This window comes from Haloferax chudinovii (assembly GCF_042663345.1).
Taxonomy (GTDB): Archaea; Halobacteriota; Halobacteria; order Halobacteriales; family Haloferacaceae; genus Haloferax; species Haloferax chudinovii.
In genome coordinates, this window is sequence record NZ_JBHTAB010000002.1 from 144,262 (window position 1) to 162,371 (window position 18,110).

The 18,110-nt window shown below is 69.0% G+C and carries 21 protein-coding genes and 1 pseudogene; 13 read left to right on the plus strand and 9 right to left on the minus strand.

The genetic code is table 11. The features are described from left to right. The first annotated feature begins 12 nt into the window (after positions 1-12). From ACFQI8_RS04930 to ACFQI8_RS04950, 5 genes are all read left to right on the plus strand, one after another. Complete coding sequence (locus ACFQI8_RS04930) at positions 13-477, plus strand: PH domain-containing protein (protein WP_390243154.1); 465 nt, start codon at positions 13-15, stop codon at positions 475-477. Then, positions 474-2,387, plus strand: a complete 1,914-nt coding sequence (locus tag ACFQI8_RS04935) for a PH domain-containing protein (RefSeq protein WP_390243155.1) — start codon at positions 474-476, stop codon at positions 2,385-2,387. The genes ACFQI8_RS04930 and ACFQI8_RS04935 overlap by 4 nt, the downstream gene beginning before the upstream one ends. 74 nt (positions 2,388-2,461) lie before the next feature. Continuing rightward, positions 2,462-3,157: a carbonic anhydrase gene (locus ACFQI8_RS04940; RefSeq protein ID WP_390243156.1), complete on the plus strand. Its 696-nt coding sequence runs from the start codon at positions 2,462-2,464 to the stop codon at positions 3,155-3,157. A gap of 234 nt (positions 3,158-3,391) precedes the next feature. Next, positions 3,392-3,763 (plus strand): MarR family transcriptional regulator, encoded by a 372-nt coding sequence (locus ACFQI8_RS04945; protein ID WP_390243157.1) that lies wholly within the window; start codon positions 3,392-3,394, stop codon positions 3,761-3,763. After that, a complete protein-coding gene (locus tag ACFQI8_RS04950; protein ID WP_390243158.1) occupies positions 3,760-4,113 on the plus strand; it encodes a type II toxin-antitoxin system PemK/MazF family toxin in 354 nt (117 codons plus the stop codon). Before ACFQI8_RS04945 ends, ACFQI8_RS04950 begins: the two co-directional genes overlap by 4 nt. A gap of 127 nt (positions 4,114-4,240) precedes the next feature. Here ACFQI8_RS04950 and ACFQI8_RS04955 read toward each other — a convergent pair whose 3' ends face one another. Beyond that, entirely contained in the window at positions 4,241-4,900 is a 660-nt protein-coding gene (locus tag ACFQI8_RS04955) for a bifunctional 4-hydroxy-2-oxoglutarate aldolase/2-dehydro-3-deoxy-phosphogluconate aldolase (RefSeq protein ID WP_390243159.1), read from the minus strand. Positions 4,901-5,123: 223 nt separating this feature from the next. On the opposite strand from ACFQI8_RS04955, the gene ACFQI8_RS04960 reads away from it, so the two are divergent. Both ACFQI8_RS04960 and ACFQI8_RS04965 read left to right on the plus strand, forming a co-directional pair. Further along, on the plus strand, positions 5,124-6,182 hold the full coding sequence (locus ACFQI8_RS04960) for a S1C family serine protease (protein ID WP_390243160.1): 1,059 nt from the start codon (positions 5,124-5,126) through the stop codon (positions 6,180-6,182). A 57-nt stretch (positions 6,183-6,239) separates the two neighbouring features. Next, positions 6,240-6,641, plus strand: a complete 402-nt coding sequence (locus ACFQI8_RS04965) for a hypothetical protein (protein ID WP_390243161.1) — start codon at positions 6,240-6,242, stop codon at positions 6,639-6,641. A gap of 41 nt (positions 6,642-6,682) precedes the next feature. Here the strand turns inward: ACFQI8_RS04965 and ACFQI8_RS04970 are convergent. From ACFQI8_RS04970 to ACFQI8_RS04995, 6 genes and pseudogenes are all read right to left on the minus strand, one after another. After that, positions 6,683-6,920: pseudogene (locus ACFQI8_RS04970) on the minus strand (universal stress protein); the annotation flags it as partial. A gap of 59 nt (positions 6,921-6,979) precedes the next feature. Next, complete coding sequence (locus ACFQI8_RS04975) at positions 6,980-7,201, minus strand: hypothetical protein (RefSeq protein ID WP_390243162.1); 222 nt, start codon at positions 7,199-7,201, stop codon at positions 6,980-6,982. A gap of 197 nt (positions 7,202-7,398) precedes the next feature. Beyond that, positions 7,399-7,593 (minus strand): CbaC protein, encoded by a 195-nt coding sequence (locus ACFQI8_RS04980; RefSeq protein WP_390243163.1) that lies wholly within the window; start codon positions 7,591-7,593, stop codon positions 7,399-7,401. Beyond that, positions 7,590-9,362: a b(o/a)3-type cytochrome-c oxidase subunit 1 gene (locus ACFQI8_RS04985; RefSeq protein ID WP_390243164.1), complete on the minus strand. Its 1,773-nt coding sequence runs from the start codon at positions 9,360-9,362 to the stop codon at positions 7,590-7,592. Before ACFQI8_RS04985 ends, ACFQI8_RS04980 begins: the two co-directional genes overlap by 4 nt. Continuing rightward, positions 9,362-9,901 (minus strand): cytochrome c oxidase subunit II, encoded by a 540-nt coding sequence (locus tag ACFQI8_RS04990; protein WP_390243165.1) that lies wholly within the window; start codon positions 9,899-9,901, stop codon positions 9,362-9,364. Before ACFQI8_RS04990 ends, ACFQI8_RS04985 begins: the two co-directional genes overlap by 1 nt. Then, positions 9,902-10,129: a hypothetical protein gene (locus ACFQI8_RS04995; protein ID WP_390243166.1), complete on the minus strand. Its 228-nt coding sequence runs from the start codon at positions 10,127-10,129 to the stop codon at positions 9,902-9,904. Positions 10,130-10,294: 165 nt separating this feature from the next. On the opposite strand from ACFQI8_RS04995, the gene ACFQI8_RS05000 reads away from it, so the two are divergent. The 6 genes from ACFQI8_RS05000 to ACFQI8_RS05025 all read left to right on the plus strand — a co-directional run bounded on the left by ACFQI8_RS05000 (position 10,295) and on the right by ACFQI8_RS05025 (position 15,263). Beyond that, positions 10,295-10,513 (plus strand): hypothetical protein, encoded by a 219-nt coding sequence (locus tag ACFQI8_RS05000; RefSeq protein WP_390243167.1) that lies wholly within the window; start codon positions 10,295-10,297, stop codon positions 10,511-10,513. 1 nt (position 10,514) lies between these two features. Further along, positions 10,515-11,309, plus strand: a complete 795-nt coding sequence (locus ACFQI8_RS05005) for a sulfite exporter TauE/SafE family protein (RefSeq protein WP_390243168.1) — start codon at positions 10,515-10,517, stop codon at positions 11,307-11,309. A 2-nt stretch (positions 11,310-11,311) separates the two neighbouring features. Beyond that, complete coding sequence (locus ACFQI8_RS05010) at positions 11,312-13,810, plus strand: heavy metal translocating P-type ATPase (RefSeq protein WP_390243169.1); 2,499 nt, start codon at positions 11,312-11,314, stop codon at positions 13,808-13,810. Positions 13,811-13,922: 112 nt separating this feature from the next. Continuing rightward, on the plus strand, positions 13,923-14,243 hold the full coding sequence (locus ACFQI8_RS05015) for a hypothetical protein (protein WP_390243170.1): 321 nt from the start codon (positions 13,923-13,925) through the stop codon (positions 14,241-14,243). A gap of 30 nt (positions 14,244-14,273) precedes the next feature. Further along, positions 14,274-14,750, plus strand: coding sequence for a universal stress protein (locus tag ACFQI8_RS05020; RefSeq protein WP_390243171.1), 477 nt, complete (start codon positions 14,274-14,276; stop codon positions 14,748-14,750). Between the two features lie 72 nt (positions 14,751-14,822). Next, positions 14,823-15,263: a pyridoxamine 5'-phosphate oxidase family protein gene (locus ACFQI8_RS05025; RefSeq protein WP_390243172.1), complete on the plus strand. Its 441-nt coding sequence runs from the start codon at positions 14,823-14,825 to the stop codon at positions 15,261-15,263. Between the two features lie 30 nt (positions 15,264-15,293). Here the strand turns inward: ACFQI8_RS05025 and yqeC are convergent, their stop codons facing one another. Continuing rightward, positions 15,294-16,052, minus strand: coding sequence for a selenium cofactor biosynthesis protein YqeC (gene yqeC, locus ACFQI8_RS05030; protein WP_390243173.1), 759 nt, complete (start codon positions 16,050-16,052; stop codon positions 15,294-15,296). Beyond that, positions 16,045-18,087 (minus strand): formate dehydrogenase subunit alpha, encoded by a 2,043-nt coding sequence (fdhF, locus tag ACFQI8_RS05035; protein ID WP_390243174.1) that lies wholly within the window; start codon positions 18,085-18,087, stop codon positions 16,045-16,047. The genes yqeC and fdhF overlap by 8 nt, the downstream gene beginning before the upstream one ends. Positions 18,088-18,110: the final 23 nt, after the last annotated feature.

Here is an 18,110-nt window from a genome sequence, read left to right on the forward strand (position 1 = left end):
GGAGGGATTCCCGTGAATCGCCTCCACCCCCGTATCCGTCTTCTCTGGGTCGCCCGAGCGGTCGTGTTCGCGCTCGTCGCCGGCGGCGTGGCGACCGCGGTGACGCTGTTCGCGCCCGTCTCGATACCCGCGTTCGTCCCCGTCGCGGTCGGCGTCGTCTTCCTCGTCGTCGGCGTCGCCTTCGCGCTCCTCCGGTATCGGGCGTGGGGCTACGAGGTCCGCGACGACTCGCTGTACCTCCAGCGCGGCGTCCTCACGAAGGTCACTACCGTGGTCCCGTTCGTCCGGGTCCAGCACGTCGACTCGACCCGCGGTCCGCTCGAACGGCTCGTCGGCCTCGCGTCGACCGTCGTCTACACCGCCGGCTCCCGCGGCGCGGACGTGTCGGTCCCGGGACTGACCCCTGAAGGTGCAGAGGACCTCCAAGACCGACTGAAGCGCCTCGCAATCGCGTCCGAGGGCGACGACGCGGTATGACCCGGCTGTCGCCGCTCTCGGTGCCCTACCGGGCGGTCCAGCGGAGCGCCAGCATCGTGTTCGCGCTCGCGTTCTTCGCGTTCACCGGCGGGACCGCCTTCGGCGGCGTCCTCGGCGGCCTCGGCGGCGTCGCGCTCGTCGGCGTCGCGGTGCTCGGCATCGCCGGCTACGAGCTCGCCTACTTCCGCCGGTTCGAGTACGAACTCACGCCGGACACGCTGGATATCCGGTCGGGCGTGTTCTCCCGGCGCAACCGCGAGATTCCCTACCGGCGCATCCAGAACGTCGACATCTCTCGCAACGTCGCCCAGCGGCTGGTCGGCATCGCCGCCGTGAACCTCGAAACCGCGGGCGGCGGCGAGACCGAGGGCAGTCTCCGCTTCGTCAGCTACGAGGAGGCCCGCCGCATCCAGTCGGAGGTCGCCCGCCTGAAACGCGGCGACACAGACGGCGACGCATCCGACCCCGAACAGGAACTGCTGTTCGAACTGACACCGCGGGAACTCGCCATCGTCGGCGCGCTGTCGTTCGACCTCCGACTCCCCGGACTCGTCTTCGTGTTCGGCTCCACCGTCTTTCCCGTCGTCGCGTCGTACGTGGACGTGCCACTCCCCGCCGGGAGCGCCGCGGCCGCGGGCGTCGGCATCGTCGCGCTGGTCCTCCTCGTCGCGCTCGTCTCGTGGGCCGCCGGATTCGCCTCCGCGGTGGTGAACTACTACGGCTTCCGGCTGACCCGCGTCGGCGACGAACTCCAGTACGAACGCGGCCTCCTCCAGCGCTACAACGGGTCGATTCCGCTCGACAAGCTCCAGACGCTCACCGTCGAGGACAACCCCCTGAAGCGCCGGTTCGGCTACGCGACGCTCCTCGTGGAGACGGCGGGCTACGCGCCCGGTTCGGACGGGACAAACGGGTCGGGCGGCGGCGGCCGCGGCTCCGAGGCCGCTATCCCGCTGGCAACCCGCGACCGCGTGCTCGGCCTCGTCGCCGACCTCGAAGGCGTCGAGATGCCGACGTTCGAGGGGCCGCCGACGCGCATCCGCCGGCGCTACGCCGTCCGGTACTCGCTGGTCCTCGGGGCGGCGACGCTCGCGCTCTACGGCGCGAACCGGTTCCTCCCGCAGGAGATTCCGTGGTTCGTCCCGCTGGCGCTCGTCCCGGTGGCCGTCGTCGCCGGCGCGCTCCAGTGGCGGCACCGCGGCTACGCGCTCACCGACGACCACTTCGTCACCCGAAACGGGTTCTGGAAGCGCGAGACGCGGTTCGTCCCCTACTACCGGGTGCAGACGGCCATCGAGCGCCGGACGATTTTCCAGCGCCGCTGGCGCGTCTCGACGGTCACGGCCGACACCGCGGGGAGCATCTCCCTCGTCGGCGGCGACGCGACCGCCGTCGACATCGAAGTCGCCGACGCGGCGGAGCTTCGGGAGACGCTGAACGACCGCCTCCGCGAGGCGCTTTCCGCGCGACGCGAGGCGCGACAGCGGTCCCGACAGGCCGCCCTCGGCATCCGCGCCGCGGAGCCGGACCGCGATGCCGACGAGCCGGATTCGGACTCGGACTCTGACACCGGGGCCGACGTGAGCGAGACGCCCGAGTTCGTCGAGGAGGCCGAGCCGACGACCACGGAAACCGAAGGCGAAGGTGAGGCCGAAGGAGAGGTCGAAACCGAAACCGAAACCGAAGGTGAGGCCGAAGGAGAGGTCGAAACCGAAACCGAAGGCGAAGGTGAGGCCGAAGGAGAGGTCGAAACCGAAACCGAAGGCGAAGGTGAGGCCGAAGGAGAGGTCGAAACCGAAACCGAAGGCGAGGGCGAGGAGACGGAAGTCGAACAGGAGGCCGACGACCCCTTCATCTGGGGCGCGTCGGCCGAGTCCGGAGACGACGAATCGGATGATGACAGCCGCTAGCCGGAGCCGACCGACGGCGGTGAACACCGCGACGAGCGGGGAGCTATATCGACGCGCGGGTGCAACGTAATCCAATGACGCGAACAGGACTGGAATCGCTCTTGGCCGGAAACGCGCGACACGTCGAGAGCCTCGCCGCCGACCACTTCGAGGGCGTGCGCGAGGCGCAGTCGCCCGCGGTCGTCTCGGTGAGCTGTTCGGACTCCCGGGTCCCCGCCGACGCGGTCTGGAGCGCCGACGGGGCCGGCGAGCTGTTCACGTCGGTCAACGTCGGCAATCAGGTGTGGACCGAGGTCGACGGGCGACTCGTCGTCAACGACGCCGTCGGCTACGCGGTGTCGGCGCTCAAGTCGACGGACGTCGTCGTCCTCGGCCACACGGGCTGTGGGGCGGTGACGGCCGCCTACGAGACGGTCACCGACGGGAACGTCGGGGACCTGCCCGCGGCGGTCGAAGCCGCCGTCTCGCGGCTCGTCCCGCTCGTCGAGGAGGCCCGCGAACTCGGCGTGTTCGCGTCGAACACGCCGGGCGGCGAAGCGGTCAACCGACTCGTCGAGTACGCGGTCGTCCGACAGGTGGAGTACCTCACCGAGAGCGACGAGATACCCGAAGCGACCGACTGCTGGGGCTTCGTCTACGACTTCCAGCGCGTCTACGGCGACGACGACGGCGCGGCCTACCTCGTCGCGGCCAACGACGAGTCTGACCCCGAGGCGCTCGCGGACGTGGTTCCGGAGGGGTTTGAGGGGTGTGTGCAGTCGATTCGGTAGAAGGGATTGGTGGTCGGTGCGAGCGGGGCGTTTGCTCTGTTGAAAAGTGTTGATTCTGCGATGGGTTGCGTGCTGGATGGAGGAGATATATCTCGCAGACGTGCCCCTCGAGTCCAGCGGAGCGTTCGCCGGGGCACGCCCCGCTTGCTGTCGTGCGAAGACTCATCGCGAGTGTATTTTCATGACTTTCACTAGCTACACTCTTATCGATGGGAACCGTACGTTCATTCGACGATGTCGATAGACCGGGAGACCTTCGAGAACACGAGCGAGGAGGAACTCACGGAGCTGTCTGTCCCGGACCAAGTCCTCGGATTCCTCGTCGCTCACGACGACCGGGCGTTTCAGGCCCGTGAGATTGCAACACAGACTGACCTCGACGAGGGTGCGGTAAGCACTGCGCTGACGCGGTTGAAGCAACGCGAACTCGTCGAACACAAGGCGACCTACTGGGCTGTCACGACTGACGAGGACCGACTGCACTCGTACAGCGGATACGAGCGAGCGACAGCACTCTTCAACGAGCGATTGGGAACCGAGAACAAAGGCGAGTGGCAGGAACACGCCCCGGACGAAGCCCACCCGAGTCTGAGGGACGACGAGTGACGGACGAAGGGAACGCCCCGACGTACGAACCCGGAGATGTCGTCTACGGCGACGACCCGTTTAACGGGGAAGAAGCGGCGCGACCGTGGCTCGTCATCTCGAACCACGAGGGGCAACCGTTCCATGGCGACCAGTACATCGCGTTGACGTTGACGACAAAGACGTGGCACGAGGAATTCCTCGACATACCCGAGGCGAGTTGGTCTCGTGGTGGAACCCCCGACGATAGCCGCATCGTCCCTTGGGGCGTCCAGTCGCTCGGGAGCGGAGATATCGACTACTGGCAGGGGACGCTAACCGACGGACTTGTCGAGGACGCAGTTCAATCGTTGATTGGCTATCTCGAATAGAAAAATCTGGTAGTCGCCGGGAGACGTGCTGAATGCACGGTGTGCACAATTCCGACAACACACCACCAGAACATCGAAAAGAACCGGATAGTTTTCGGCCTCGATTCCGGGGGACTCCCCTTCTCCCTCAGTCGTCCCGAGCGTCGTCGATGACGCTCGAGAACTCGCGGGCCGTCTCGGTGATTGCCTCGAAGTCGCCGTTTTCGATTGCCTCGTCGTCCATGAGCGCGCCGCCCGCGCCGACGACGAGCGCGCCGGCCTCGATGTAGTCCGCGGCGTTGTCGAGGCCGACGCCGCCGGTCGGCATCATCGGAATCTGCGGGAGCGGTCCCTTCATGCTCTTGAGGTGGCCGGGACCGAGCGAGGAGGCGGGGAACACCTTCACGAGGTCCGCGCCCGCCGAGTACGCGTCGGTCGCCTCGGTCGGCGTCATGATACCCGGCGCGACGAGCGTTCCGTAGCGGTTGCAGGTCTCGACGACGCCCTCGTCGAAGTTCGGCCCGACGACGAACTCCGCGCCGGCCTGGATGGCCGCGTTGGCGGTCGGCGCGTCGAGGACGGTGCCCGCTCCGACGATGGCCTCGCGGTCCGAGAAGGACGCCGACACCTCGCGGATGAGGTCCATCGCGTCGGGGTTGTCGGCCGTGATTTCGTAGGCGGTGACGCCGCCCTCGTGGAGCGCGTCGGCCACGTCGATGACGGTGTCCGCGTCCGCGCCGCGCATCACCGCGACGACGCCGCTGTCGGCGAGTCGTTGCATGTCCTCGTGTACGTCGAGTGCGACCATCGTTGTCTCGTCGTTTACTACAGATCGTATTAAATTGGGGGCCTCGCGGCATCGCTTCGGTCGTGGCCTGCGGCCGCCGCTCCCGACCAAGGCCGCCGCTCTCGACCGGGCCGCCGCGGACGACAGTCGTGTTCGCTGTCACCACGCGACATGCTCAAATCCGCTGGGCACTAACCCGAGGTAAGCGACCCCCGAGCGGTATGTGCCGCCCCGTCGCACCACCATGCCAACGCATCCCGATTTCGAAGCGCTGTACCGCGACGTCATCCCCTCGGTCGTCTCCGTCTACGTCGGCGGCCGCCGCCGACCCGGCGGAGCGGGGAGCGCCTTCGTCTACGACGACCGACATCTCGTCACCAACGAACACGTCTCGCGGCTCGCCGACGCCGAAGACGCCGGCCGGGTCGAACTCCGGTTCGCAGACGGGTCGTGGCGCGTCGGCGAGGTCGTCGGTGCCGACGCCTACACCGACCTCGCCGTCGTCGCCGTCGACGACCTGCCCGAAGACGCCGCGGCGCTCCCGCTCGCGGCCGACAACCCCGCGCCGGGGCGGTGGGTCGCCGCGCTCGGCAACCCGCTCGGCCTCGACGGCTCCATCTCCGCGGGCATCGTCTCCGGGGCGAATCGGTCGCTTCCCACCTCGAACGGCTTCGCCATCCCGGACGTGGTCCAGACGGATGCCCCCATCAACCCCGGCAACTCGGGGGGACCGCTCGTCGGCTTCGTCCCCGGGGAATCTGACACCGACGGCGACGACGATGCCGGCCCCACCTACGAGGTCGTCGGTGTCAACCGCGCCAAGCAGGGCGACAACATCGGCTTCGCCGTCTCGCCGGTCATCGCCAACCGCATCCTCCCGGCGCTCGTCGCCGACGGCCGCTACCGCCACTCGTACCTCCGGGCGCGCACCCTCGACGTGACGCCGACCGTCGCCGAAGCGAACGACCTCGACGCGCCTCACGGCGTCCTCGTCGTCGACGCCGCGGGTTCCGACGGAGACGAGGGCTTCCTCCACGGCTGTCGCGGGACGGCCGACTACCGCGGCGCTTCGGTCCCCGTCGGCGGGGACGTGCTCGTCGCCATCGAGGGAAACCCGGTCCGCACCCACGAGGAACTGATGCGCTATCTCATCACCGAGACGCGCCCCGGCGAACCCGTCGCCGTCGGTATCGTCCGCGAGGGCGACCCGCTGACGCTCGTCGTCGAACTCGACGAGCGCCCCGCCGTCGACCGCGACGACCGGACCGGCCGCGGCGGCGGCAGTCGCATCCCCGTGGAGTAAGCGGACCGCGGCCGTACGAGAGAATAATCTTTTGACAGTTCTGCGCGAACTACGACTGTGTCTCCGACACCGTCACCCCTGACCGACGGCGGTTCGAACGTCGTTCCGCCGGACAAGTCGCTGTTCGCCGAAATCGCCCCGTTTCGGCTGGCGGTCGGCGTCGTCTTCTGTGCCTTCGCCGTTGGCGCGGTCGCCTTCGGCTGGCTCCCGCCGATGAGCGCCGACGTGGTCGGCATCGCGCTCCTCTGTGTGGTCTTCCTCGCCGGCGGCTTCGTCCCCTTCAACGGAACCCTCGCGTTCTACGTCGCACAGGCCGCGGCGTTCCTCGTCTGGGGCGCGCTCCGGTTGGCGGTCGACGGCTTCGACGTGATTCCGCTCCTGTTGGGCGCGGCTGGAGCCATCGGCCTCGCGGTCTACGGCCGGCGAGCGCTCCGCGACGGACTCAGAGCGCTGGTCTAAGTCTGGTCGACCGACTCCGGCCCGAACAAGTGAGTCTGCGCTCACTCTCTGACGGTCAACACGGGGACCTCGGCGAGCCTGACGATTCGTTCGGTCGTGCTCCCGAGAATCGCGTGTTCGAGGCCGGTCCGGCCGTGGGTCGCCATCCCCACGAGGTCCGCGTCGGTCTCGGCGACTGCGTCGAATCTCTCGGTACGGGACGCCGATGCGGATGTCGGTCTCGCAGTCGACGCCCGCGTCACCGGCGAGCAACGCAATCTCCTCTACGGCCATCTCGGCGGGTCGGAAAACGGAGCATGGAGGTCAGCGGAGCCGCGGTGCGGTCGGTATCGAACGCCTCAGACGCGGGTGCGGGGCTTGGGTGCGACCCGGCGGACGCTCGCGGCGGCCGCGACGAGCAGGCCGCCGAAGAGGACGGACACGAGGAGTTCCGGTGCGACGGTCAGGCCGCCGACGCCGCCGAACGTCGTAAACAGCGCGTAGCCCGCGATAGCCGTGAGAGCGATGCCGATGACGACCGCGAGGCCGATGCCGGCCTTCATCAAGTCGAGGTTGCTCATGGTCGCTTAGACGTAGGCGAGACGACCGAATATAAACAGAGACTGCTTCCCAGCGACCGGGAAACTGCCCGGGCGTCTCCCCCGCTATCGCGGGGGTTTTATGTCGATACGCGGGTCGGCGCGTGACGGTACTGCGGCGATGACGCGAACATCAGGTGTCGAAACTGCGAGTCGGGTCGTCGGCTGTCGGCTGTCAGTTACGCCGCCGCCTCCGACCCCTCGCCGTAGAGCCCGTACAGCACGAACAGCAGGGCGAGAAAGAGGAACTCGACGACCGCCACGGCGATGAGCGGGAGCTCCACGTCGAAGAAGCCCGCGACCGTGCGGAGTTCGATGGCGATGGGGACGCTGAACGCGATGAGGATGAGCGCCCGCGCCTTCGTGAGCCTCACGCGACCACCCCCCAGAGGGTGTTGAACGCGCTCGTGACCGTCGTGGCCACGAGGTCGAAGCCGGCCGAGACGGTCGCCGGGACGGGGAGCCCGCCGCCGAACAGCCCGCCGCCGTTCTGGATGATGCCGGCCAGCGGAAGCGTGTACGCGAGCACGACGAGCACCGCCGCGATACCGGTCCACATCGCGAGGTTGTCGAGGACGCGCGGGCTTCCCTCCGGCCCCGAAAGCGGCTCGGGGAGGTGTGAATCGACCGGCCGGTCGGACTCCTCGCCGAGCGAGGTCAGGAGGATGTTGAACAGGAACAGCACCACGGACAGGAACAGGAGCGTCCCGCCGAGGGCAATCTGCACCCGAAGCTCGAAGATGCTCCCGATGGGCGTCAGGAAGTCGAAGTTCTGGTACTGCGGTTCGGCGGTGCGCCGCGGGATGCCGGCGAGGCCGGCACGGTGCATCGCGTTCGACATGAACACCATGCCGATGAACCACATGATGACCTGCAGGAGGCCGATGGGCCGGCTGTAGAGCTTCGTGCCCGTGACCTGCGGGACGAGCCAGTACGACCCGGCCATCATCGTCAGCGCGACGGCCGTGCCGACGGTGAGGTGGAAGTGTCCCGGCACCCACAGCGTGTTGTGGATGAGGTAGTTGATGTTCATCCCGGCGTTGATCATGCCGGAGAAGCCGCCGGCGGCGAACATCGCGCCGGCGAGCGCCATGCCGGTGAACGCGGGGTCGCGCCACGGGAGCGCGCCGAGCCAGCGGAGGTAGCCCTCACCGCCGCGCTGGCGCGCGCCGTGTTCGACGCTGGCGACGACCGTGAAGGCCGTGAGTAACGACGGGAGGAGCAGGAACATCGTGTTCGTCATGGCGATGAACTTGAAGCCCTCCGCGATGCCCGGGTCGAGGTACTGGTGGTGAATCCCGACCGGGGTCGAAAGCAGGAGGAACAACACGAACACCACGCGTGCGAGCGGGTCGCTGAACAGCCGCCCGCCCGCGAGCTTGGGAAGCACGGTGTACCAAAGCAGGTACGCCGGCATCAGCCAGAAGTAGACGATGGGGTGGCCGAAGTACCAAAAGAGCGTCCGCGTCAGAAGCGGGTTGACGCTCTCGATGAGGCCGAGCGACCACGGGATGAGGAAGAACACCACCGAGACGGCGACGCCGAGAGTGGAGACGTACCACATAATCATGGTCGTGAGGACCATGAACGTCTGGAGCGGGATGCGCTCGTCCTCGTGGTTCTGCCGCCACGCGCGGTACGAGAGGAACCAGTCCGCGCCGGCGAGCCACGTGCCGACGATGAACATCGCGAGGCCGATATAGAATATCGGGTGCGCCTGCAACGGCGCGTAGAACGTGAACAGCACGTCCGCGCTCATGCCGAGGTTCGGGACGAAGCCACCGAGGATGGCGACCGTGGCCAGAATCGTGCCCGTCGTCATCAGGCCGACCCACGCCCACGAAAAGAGCGCGTTTTCGGCGGGGCGGTCGAGGCTTCTGGCGACCGCCCAGTGGAACACCCCACAGAGGAAGAAGATGGTGAAGACGATGGCGAGAAGCACGCCGTGACCCGTCAGCACCGTGTAGTAGTCCGCCGAGTCGATGACGCGGAGGACGTTCGTCCGGTGGAGCGCCTGAATGAGGCCGAAGAAGGCGCCGATGCCGAGCGAGACGAACGCGATGAGGAAACTCGCCTTGACGATGGCCGCCTCGTCGGGGAACTTATCGACGAACTCGCCGCCGCCGCCGGATGCGGTCGCCATCAGTTCTCAGCCTCCCCGTCCGCCTGTTGCTGTTCGTACCAGCTGTCGAATTCTCCTTGTTCCATAACCACAATCTGCCCTTCCATCACGTGGTGGCCAGAGCCACAGTACTCGTTGCACAGCATCCCGTACTCGCCCGGCTCGCCGAACTCGACGGTGAACTCCGAGACCTGCCCGGGAATCGCCATCGTGTTCGCGTTCGTGCCGACGATTTCGAAGCCGTGGATGACGTCGGCGGCGGTCACGTGGAACGTGACCGTGCTGTCGGCGGGAACGCGGAGCGGCTGGGTCGTGCCCGGTTCGAAGACGAACTGTCGCGCGACCACGTACACGTCGTAGCTGTTCTCTCCGCTCCGCTCGATGCCGGGGTCGCCGAACTTCGGATGCTGGTCGAGCGTCGCCGGGTCGACCGTTCCGCCTTTGTCGTCTATCATGTCGATGCCCGCGCCGGCGGCCCCGTAGGTAATCGTCCCGATGAACCCGACGATGAGGACGAGCGCCAGCGCCAACCAGAGTTTCTCGTAGGCGTGTATCTCCATCTATCCCACCACCGTGAGACCCCGTCCGAGGAACTCGACGAAGTACATGAACACCCACATGCCGATGAGAATCGCCATGTAGATGAGCACGAGCACGAGCGTCCCGACCGGGTCGAAGTCGTCGTGTTCGAGTTCGCGAACGATGCCGTCGTCGGCCGTCCCGACGATAGAGTCCACGGGAGGGTCTGCCTGCCCGGAATCACTTTGGGAATCCGCGTTTGCTGGCACGCCTCCGTCGGTGGAAGTGCGCGCGGCAGAGGACGCGGCTCCCTCTGCTGTCGAATCAACGGCCATACCCGGTCATGAGGAATAACGGGCCTTTAACGCAACACCCCATTCCAACGCGGTGGGAATGGGCGAAATCAGAAACACCGTGGTCGCGAATGGACCGGTATGGAACTCACGCCTCGACGCGCCGGAACCGTCGCACTGCTCGCGCTCCTGCCCGCGGTCATCTTCGGCGTGACGAAAAACCCCCTCGCGGGCGTCGTCACGGCCGTCAACGTGCTTCTCATCTCCACCGTCATCTACCTCCTCATGAGTCCGACCGAGGGCGGACACGGCCACGACGGCGACGCCGACGCGGAGACCGACGCCGAACACGCCGCGTGAGATGGACGGAGGCATCTCGCTCGGACTGCCGGCCGCGACCCCCGAAGCGGTCGCGTTCCTCATCGTCGGTCTCTTCGGCGGGGCGCACTGCCTCGGGATGTGCGGGCCGCTCGTCAGCGTCTACGCCGACCGCCTCGCCGACCGCGAGGGCGTCGACAGCCGGTCGCTCACGCTCCGACAGGTCCGCCAACACGCCCTGTTCAACGTCGGCCGGGCGCTGAGCTACGCCGCCATCGGTGCCGCCTTCGCCCTCGTCGGCGGCCTGTTTTTCGACGCGTTCGACTCGGTGACCGCCGTCGGGAGCGGCGTCCGCGCGACGACCGGCCTGCTCGTCGGGGCCGCCATCATCCTCACCGGCGTCGGCTATCTCGTCGGCCAGTCGAGCGCTATCGACCGGTTCACCCCCACCGCGGTCACGCGCCTGTTCGGCCGCGTCAGCGGGTGGGCGACCGCCCGCGTCGATAGGCTCGTCGGCGGCCCGCGAATCCTCGGCCTCGGCGCGATTCACGGCCTCCTCCCGTGTCCCATCATCTACCCGGCGTACCTCTACGCCTTCTCGACGGGCGAACCGCTCCGGGCCGCCGCCTTACTCGGCCTGCTCGGTCTCGGGACGATTCCGACGCTGTTCCTCTACGGGACGCTCCTCGGTCGCGTCTCGGCGCGGCGGCGGGCGACGCTCCACCGGGCGCTCGGCGCGGCGTTCCTCGTCCTCGGCTACATCCCGCTGTCCCACGGGCTGATGCTTCTGGGCGTGTCGGTCCCGCACCTTCACGTGCCCTTCTACCAACCGTTGTGACGATGTCGACGACGACGCGGTCCCGCGGGTCGGCCGGCGGCGAGAGCGACGCCGACGCCGAGGGCTGTGACCTCTGTGGACTCCCGACGCCGACGCCGCCGGTCACCGGGGACGCGGGAGACGGCGAGTTCTGCTGTCGCGGCTGTCTCGAAATCACCCGCGCGCTCGGCGACGCCGCGAGCGCCGACCCCGAGACGGTCGAGCGCGAACTCGCGGGCGAGGCCGACGAGGTGCCCGACGACGCCGAACGGACCTATATGGCCGTCGACGGGATGCACTGCGCCACCTGCGAGGCGTTCGTCTCCGGGACCGCGCGGACCTGCGAGGGCGTCTACGCCGCGGAAGCCAGCTACGCCAACGATATGGTCAGGGTCACCTACGACCCGGAGACCGCCGACTTAGACGGGCTGTCGGGGACGCTCGCGCGCTACGGCTACGGCACGCGCGACCCCGAGGAACGCGAGGCGGCCGAGCGGTCCGACAATCAGGTCGCGCGGTTCGTCATCGGCGGCGGCGTCTTCGGCATGATGGTGATGCTGTGGTACGTCCTGTTTCTGTACCCGACTTACGTCGGCTTCCAACCGGTCGTCGAACTCGGCGTCTTCGACGGCATCTACATCCTCGGCAACATCTGGGTGATGACCTCCATCGTCCTGTTCTACACCGGCTTTCCCATCCTTCGGGGGGCGCTCGTCAGCCTCCGCGCCGGCCAGCCGAACATGGACCTGCTCGTCTCGCTGGCGGCGACGAGCGCCTACGTCTACTCGACGGCGGCCGTCCTCGTCGGCGAGACCCACGTCTACTTCGACGTGACCGTCGCCATCATCCTCGTCGTCACGCTCGGCAACTACTACGAGGACCGAATCAAGCGGAAGGCCGCCGGGATGCTTTCTGACCTCGCGGCCTCCCGCGTCTCGGAGGCCCGCCGGAGAGTCGCCGACGACGCTGACGGCACCGGCGACGGCGGCGTCGAGATGGTCGCGCTCGACGCGCTCGAACCGGGCGACCTCGTGGAGGTTCGGCCGGGAGAGCGCGTCCCGGTCGACGGCACCGTCCGCGAGGGGACCGCCGCGGTCGACGAGGCGCTCGTCACCGGCGAGTCGATGCCGCGGACGAAGCGCCCCGGCGACGACGTGCTCGGCGGGACCGTCGTCACCGACCGCCCGCTCGTCGTCGCGGTCGGCGAGGACGCGACGAGCACGCTCGACCGGCTGGTCGAACTGCTCTGGGACATCCAGAGCGCCCGCTCGGGCGTCCAGCGCCTCGCCGACAAACTGGCGACCATCTTCGTCCCGACGGTGCTCGTCCTCGCCGCCGTCGCCTTCGGCTGGACGCTGGTCAGCGGCGGCGCGCCGACCGACGCGCTCCTCGTGGGACTCACGGTCCTCATCGTCTCGTGTCCCTGCGCGCTCGGCCTCGCCACGCCCTTGGCGGTCGCCTCGGGCATCAAGGAGGCCGCGAGTCGGGGTATCGTCGTCGCCTCCGAGGCCGTCTTCGAGGCCGTCCCCGACGTGGACGTGGTCGTCTTCGACAAGACCGGGACGCTCACCGACGGCGATATGGCAGTCCTCCGGGTCGTCGGCGACGGCGAGAACAGAGGCGGCGGCGAGGGGCGTGAGGCAGGCGACGACGGGTCCGCCGCGCTCGCCGCCGCCGCCGCGCTGGAACGGTTTTCGGCGCACCCGCTCGCGACCGCCGTCGTGGAGGCGGCCGAAGACCGAACCGAGGCGGCGGACGCGACCGCGGCGGTTCCCGACGTTTCGGCCGACGACGTGACCATCCACGACCGCGGCGTCTCCGGCCAAGTCGACGGCGAGCGCGGGCGCGTCATCGTCGGCCATCCCTCGCTCCTCCGCGACGAGGGCGTGACGCTCTCTCCGGCCCACGAGGCCGCCGTCGAGGCCGCCCGCGACGAGGGCGCGGTGCCGGTCGTCGTCGGGTGGGCCGGACGCTCTCGGGCGGTGCTCGTCGTCGGCGACGAACCGCGGGCCGCGTGGGACGACGTGGTCGCGGCCGTCGCCGACGGCGGCCGCCGCGAGGTCGTGGTCCTCACGGGCGACTCCGAACGCGCCGCGCGGCGGTTCCGCGACCACCCGGGCGTGACAGACGTGTTCGCGGGCGTCCCGCCGGAGGCGAAAGCCGAGACGGTCGAGCGCCTCCGCGCCCGGGGCACCGTGGCGATGGTCGGCGACGGGAGCAACGACGCGCCCGCCCTCGCCGCCGCCGACATCGGCATCGCGCTCGGCACGGGGACGGACATCGCGGGCGACGCCGCCGACGCGGTGCTCGTCGGCCGCGACATCGACGCGATTCCCGAGGTGTTCTCGCTTTCCGCCGGGGTGAACCGCCGCATCCGCGGCAACCTCGCGTGGGCGTTCGGCTACAACGCGGTCGCCATCCCGCTGGCCGCCCTCGGCGTGCTCAACCCGCTTTTCGCCGCCGTCGCCATGGGTACGTCGAGCCTGCTCGTCGTCGCCAACTCGGCGCGGTCGCTCGATTGAGCCGCCGGCTCCCGAGCGCCGAGAGAGCGACACGGGCGGCCAGTCGGTCAGCTCCCCACGACGGTCGCCGAAAACGGACCAATCAAGTCGCTCGGCCTCGTCGAGAACGATAATGACAGATGACCCCTTCTCGCTCGCCGTTCCGGAGGGGTGGACCGTCGAGACCGACGTGGACACCGACGAGGCGAGCGCCAAGACCGTCTACGAGTCGCCCGACTCGGACCGGCGCGTCACAATCACCGAGTTCGCGCGCGGGCTGACGCTCTACTGGTGGGTCGACATCTTCGCCTTCGCCGACGGTGAGTGGCACCGCCGCGAGGTGGGTCTCGGCGACTCCTACCGCGACGCCGACGCCGTGAGCGACGCCGCACAGGACGCCCTCGACCGACTCGCGTCGTCGGGCGAGCGAATCGAATCGATAGCCGACGACTGATTTATCACGGTCGCTACACGAGCGACAGACATGTACCTCGTCGCCTACGACGGCTCTCGGCTGGCGAACGCCGCGCTCGATAGAGCCGCGCAGTTCGCGTCGGCCACCGACCGCGACGTGCTCGCGGTCGCCGTCGTCCCCGACGACCCCGCCTACGCCGTGGATGCGGGGTGGGTCCCGTCGCGGGAGGCCTTCGACCAGCAGGCGGTCGTCGGAGAGCTCCACGAGACCGCGGTCGACATCGCGCCGTCGGCGTCGTTTCAGGCGGTGACGGTCGGGCGGGACCCCGCGCCGGGGAACATCGTCGCGGAGCTCAGGACGGCCGCGTCCGAGACGGACGCGAGCGTCATCTTCGTCGGGAGCGAGAACGCGGGTCGCGTCGTCGTCCCGCTCGTCAGCGTCGGCGGGCACGTCGCGAGCGACGACGCCCACGACGTGCACATCGTCCGCAACGCGCCCCCGGAGATTCACAGGCGGTTTCCGAAGTCGCACTTCTATCTCCCCTGAGCTTCGTCCCGAGGCCCGCGACCCACCCTCGGCGCACCACCGTTTCATGTGTCGCGGCCGCGAACGTCACGTATGCGAGATATCAGATTCGTCTACACCGTCGGCACCGACCCCGAAACGGTCGCCGAACGCCTGTCGAGCGCCTCGTCGGGCGTGCTGTCGCTGGCCGACGGCGGCCGCTCGTATGCGATTCCCGCGCACGTCAGCTACGACCCCGACGGCGGCCGACTCCTGTTTCGCCTGACCGACGACGGCGGAAGCGAGAAGCTCGCGTTCATCGAGGAGACCGAGGAGGCGACGTTCGTCTGCTACGAGGACGAGGGCAAAGACTCGTGGAGCGTCATGGCCCGCGGGCCGATTCGCGTCCTCCCGGACGACGAGCGCCCCGACGCGGCGACCATCAACGAACTGTTCGGCGGCGTCCGCGTGTTCGACGAGGAGGTCGACGACCTCGAGTTCCACCTCGTGGAGCTCGAACTCGACGAGCTGACGGGCCGCGAGACCGCCAGATAGTCGCCTCGCGGGCGTCGTCCTCGCGGGAAATCAGTAGAACCCGACGACCGGCTCGTCGGCGGCGAGGGCGGTCGCTACCACGCGGTCGACGCGGGGATGCTCGCCGAGCCACCGCGCGATTTCTCCGGCCGTCTCGGCCAGTCGGTCGTCGTCGACCATGTTGAGGACCGGGACGACCCGCGCCGTCTCGGGGACGTCTTTCAGCCCGCCCCGGTCGTTCGACAGGACGGTCGCCACGTCCCACTCGGATATCGCGTCGCCGACGGCCGTCCCCGACACGTCGGAGACGAGTTCGGGTCGGTGAACGCGCTCGTCGGAGAGCGGCTCGCCGACGACCCGGACACTCGCGACGGGGCAGACGAGGTCGGCCGTGTCGGGGAGTTGCGGTTCGTCCTCGCCGGGCGCTTTCAGCCAGCGCGAGCGCGCGCCGTCGGCCTTGACGAGCACCACGTCGTCGGTGGCGCGGGCGATTCGGTCGACCGTCGCCGGGTCGTAGCCGCGGTAGCGGTCGGGACGCTCGCGCTCCGGCACGACGCCGAGCGGGCGAGTCACCGTCTCGGCGACGGCGGTTTCGGGGGTATCGGTGACGACGACTTCGGCCACCTCGTCGTCGAAGACGGGGATGCGGACGGTGCTCGTGAGCACGCCGTCGAGGTCGCGGGCGAGTCGGTAGAGAAGCGACTTCTTGCCACCCGCGCCGACGGCGCAGACGAGGTCGTCGGGTCCGATGCCGAGGGCGTCGGCGAGCGTCGGCGGCGAGGCAGACGACGCGGACGACTCGTCAGTCATCGCCCGCCGCCTCCGGTTCGACCGTCACGCGGACGGCGCTGTGTTTGTACTCGGGAATCTTCGCCACCGGGTCGAGCGCGTCGCCGGTCAGCCGGTTCACGAGCGGGTCGGCGTAGTGGAACGTGGCGAAGACGGTCCCGCGGCGAATGGCGGGCGTCACCTCGGCCGCGACTGTGACCGCCCCGCGGTCGTTTTCGACGCGGACGGTCGCGCCGTCGTCGATGCCGCGGGCGGCGGCGTCGTCGGGGTGAATCTGCAGGCTGTCCTCGCCGCGCATCCGCATCAGCACGCCCGAGCGGCGGGTGAGCGCGCCGCTGTTGAAGTGCTGGAGGACGCGCCCCGTCGTGAGCACGAGTTCGTCGTCGGCAACGGGGTCGACCGGGTCGACGTGTTCGACCACCCGGAACGGAGCGGTCTTCGACCCCGATGCGAACGCCTCGGCGTGGAGGATTGCGGTCCCCTCGACCGCGCCCTCGGGGAACGGCCAGCGCTGGCTCCCCGTGCCGATGCCGTCGTACGACATCCCGGCGTAGATGGGCGTCACCCGCCGGAGCTCGTCGAAGACGCCCTCGGGGGTCGCGGGCGCGTCGAGGCCGGCCACGCGGGCGGCGAACTCCCGGAGGATATCGAGGTCGGCGCAGGCGTCGCCCGGCGGCGCGACGTTCCGGTTCATCCGAATGACCTGTCGGTCGGTGTTCGTCACCGTCCCCGACTTCTCGGCCCAGACGCTCCCCGGAAGCACCACGTCGGCGAATTCGACCGTCTCGGTCGGGAACACGTCGTGGACGACACAGAAGTCGAGCGATTTGAACGCCTCGCGGACGCGGTTCGCGTTCGGCTCGGTCACGGCGGGGTTCTCGCCGAAGACGTAGGCCGCCCGGACCTCGTCGCCGAAGCGGTGGGTCGCTTCGACCTCCGTGAGCCCCGGCAGGGCGGGGGGTTCGAATCCCCACACGTCAGAAACGGCGGCGCGGGCGTCGTCGTCGGTGACGGGCCGATACCCCGGCAGGACGTTCGGGAGCGCGCCCACGTCGCCCGCGCCCTGCACGTTGTTCTGCCCGCGGAGCGGGTTGACGCCGGTGCCCGCCTTCCCGACGTTGCCGGTCAGCAGTGGGAGGTTGATGAGCGCCTGCACGTTGTCGGTGCCGCAGTGGTGCTGGCTCATCCCCATCCCGGTGAAGGTGGCCGCGCGGCCGGCCTCGCCGTAGGCCCTCGCGGCGGCGCGGAGGTCGGCGGGGTCGACGCCCGCGCGCTCGGCCTCCGCGTCGACGTCGAGCTCGGAGAGGGACTCGCCGAGCGCCTCGAACCCCGTGGTACGCTCGGCGACGAACGCCTCGTCGACCAACCCCTCCTCGACGATGACGGCGGCCATGGCGTTGAGAAGCGGGATATCGAACCCCGGCTCGACCGGGAGGTGGATGTCGGCCGCCTTCGTCGTCTGGTTCTCGCGGGGGTCGACGTGAATCATCGTCGTCCCGGACTTCAGCGCCGGAAGCAGGTACGACCGGAAGATGACCGGGTGCTGTTCGGCGGGGTTCGCGCCGGTCACGAGGAACACGTCGGCCTCCCCGAGGTCCGAAAGCGAGTTCGTCATCGCCCCCGCGCCGAAGCGGTCGCCCATCGCCGCCACCGTCGAGGCGTGACAGAGCCGCGCGCAGTTGTCGATGTTGTTCGTCCCGAGCGCCCGCGCCGCCTTCTGAAGCAGGTAGTTCTCCTCGTTCGTGCAGTTCGACGACGCGAAGAAAAAGACCGAGTCGGGGCCGTGGTCGGCGACGGCGCGCGAGAACTCGCGTTCGATGCGGTCGAACGCCTCGTCCCACGTCGCCTCGACGAGCCGTCCGTTCACTCGCACCAGCGGGGTGGTCAGGCGCTCGTCGTGCTCGACGACGTCCCACGCCGCGGCCCCCTTCGGACAGAGCTCACCTCGTTTGTTGACCGGGCCGTTCCACCCCGCGGCGCTCCCGCGGTCGGCGTCGTAGCGGATGCCACAGCCGACGCCGCAGTACGGACAGACGCTCTCGCTCGATGTCGCCACCCGTTTAGACACGCTGACACACC

Bases quoted from the DNA above. Each gene is read 5' to 3' on its own strand.
- ACFQI8_RS04935 (WP_390243155.1), top strand. From the start codon at position 474: ATGACCCGGCTGTCGCCGCTCTCGGTGCCCTACCGGGCGGTCCAGCGG.
- ACFQI8_RS04940 (WP_390243156.1), top strand. From the start codon at position 2,462: ATGACGCGAACAGGACTGGAATCGCTCTTGGCCGGAAACGCGCGACAC.
- ACFQI8_RS04945 (WP_390243157.1), top strand. From the start codon at position 3,392: ATGTCGATAGACCGGGAGACCTTCGAGAACACGAGCGAGGAGGAACTC.
- ACFQI8_RS04955 (WP_390243159.1), bottom strand. From the start codon at position 4,900: ATGGTCGCACTCGACGTACACGAGGACATGCAACGACTCGCCGACAGC.
- ACFQI8_RS04960 (WP_390243160.1), top strand. From the start codon at position 5,124: ATGCCAACGCATCCCGATTTCGAAGCGCTGTACCGCGACGTCATCCCC.
- ACFQI8_RS04975 (WP_390243162.1), bottom strand. From the start codon at position 7,201: ATGAGCAACCTCGACTTGATGAAGGCCGGCATCGGCCTCGCGGTCGTC.
- ACFQI8_RS04985 (WP_390243164.1), bottom strand. From the start codon at position 9,362: ATGGCGACCGCATCCGGCGGCGGCGGCGAGTTCGTCGATAAGTTCCCC.
- ACFQI8_RS04990 (WP_390243165.1), bottom strand. From the start codon at position 9,901: ATGGAGATACACGCCTACGAGAAACTCTGGTTGGCGCTGGCGCTCGTC.
- ACFQI8_RS05000 (WP_390243167.1), top strand. From the start codon at position 10,295: ATGGAACTCACGCCTCGACGCGCCGGAACCGTCGCACTGCTCGCGCTC.
- ACFQI8_RS05005 (WP_390243168.1), top strand. From the start codon at position 10,515: ATGGACGGAGGCATCTCGCTCGGACTGCCGGCCGCGACCCCCGAAGCG.
- ACFQI8_RS05010 (WP_390243169.1), top strand. From the start codon at position 11,312: ATGTCGACGACGACGCGGTCCCGCGGGTCGGCCGGCGGCGAGAGCGAC.
- ACFQI8_RS05015 (WP_390243170.1), top strand. From the start codon at position 13,923: ATGACAGATGACCCCTTCTCGCTCGCCGTTCCGGAGGGGTGGACCGTC.
- ACFQI8_RS05020 (WP_390243171.1), top strand. From the start codon at position 14,274: ATGTACCTCGTCGCCTACGACGGCTCTCGGCTGGCGAACGCCGCGCTC.
- ACFQI8_RS05025 (WP_390243172.1), top strand. From the start codon at position 14,823: ATGCGAGATATCAGATTCGTCTACACCGTCGGCACCGACCCCGAAACG.
- yqeC (WP_390243173.1), bottom strand. From the start codon at position 16,052: ATGACTGACGAGTCGTCCGCGTCGTCTGCCTCGCCGCCGACGCTCGCC.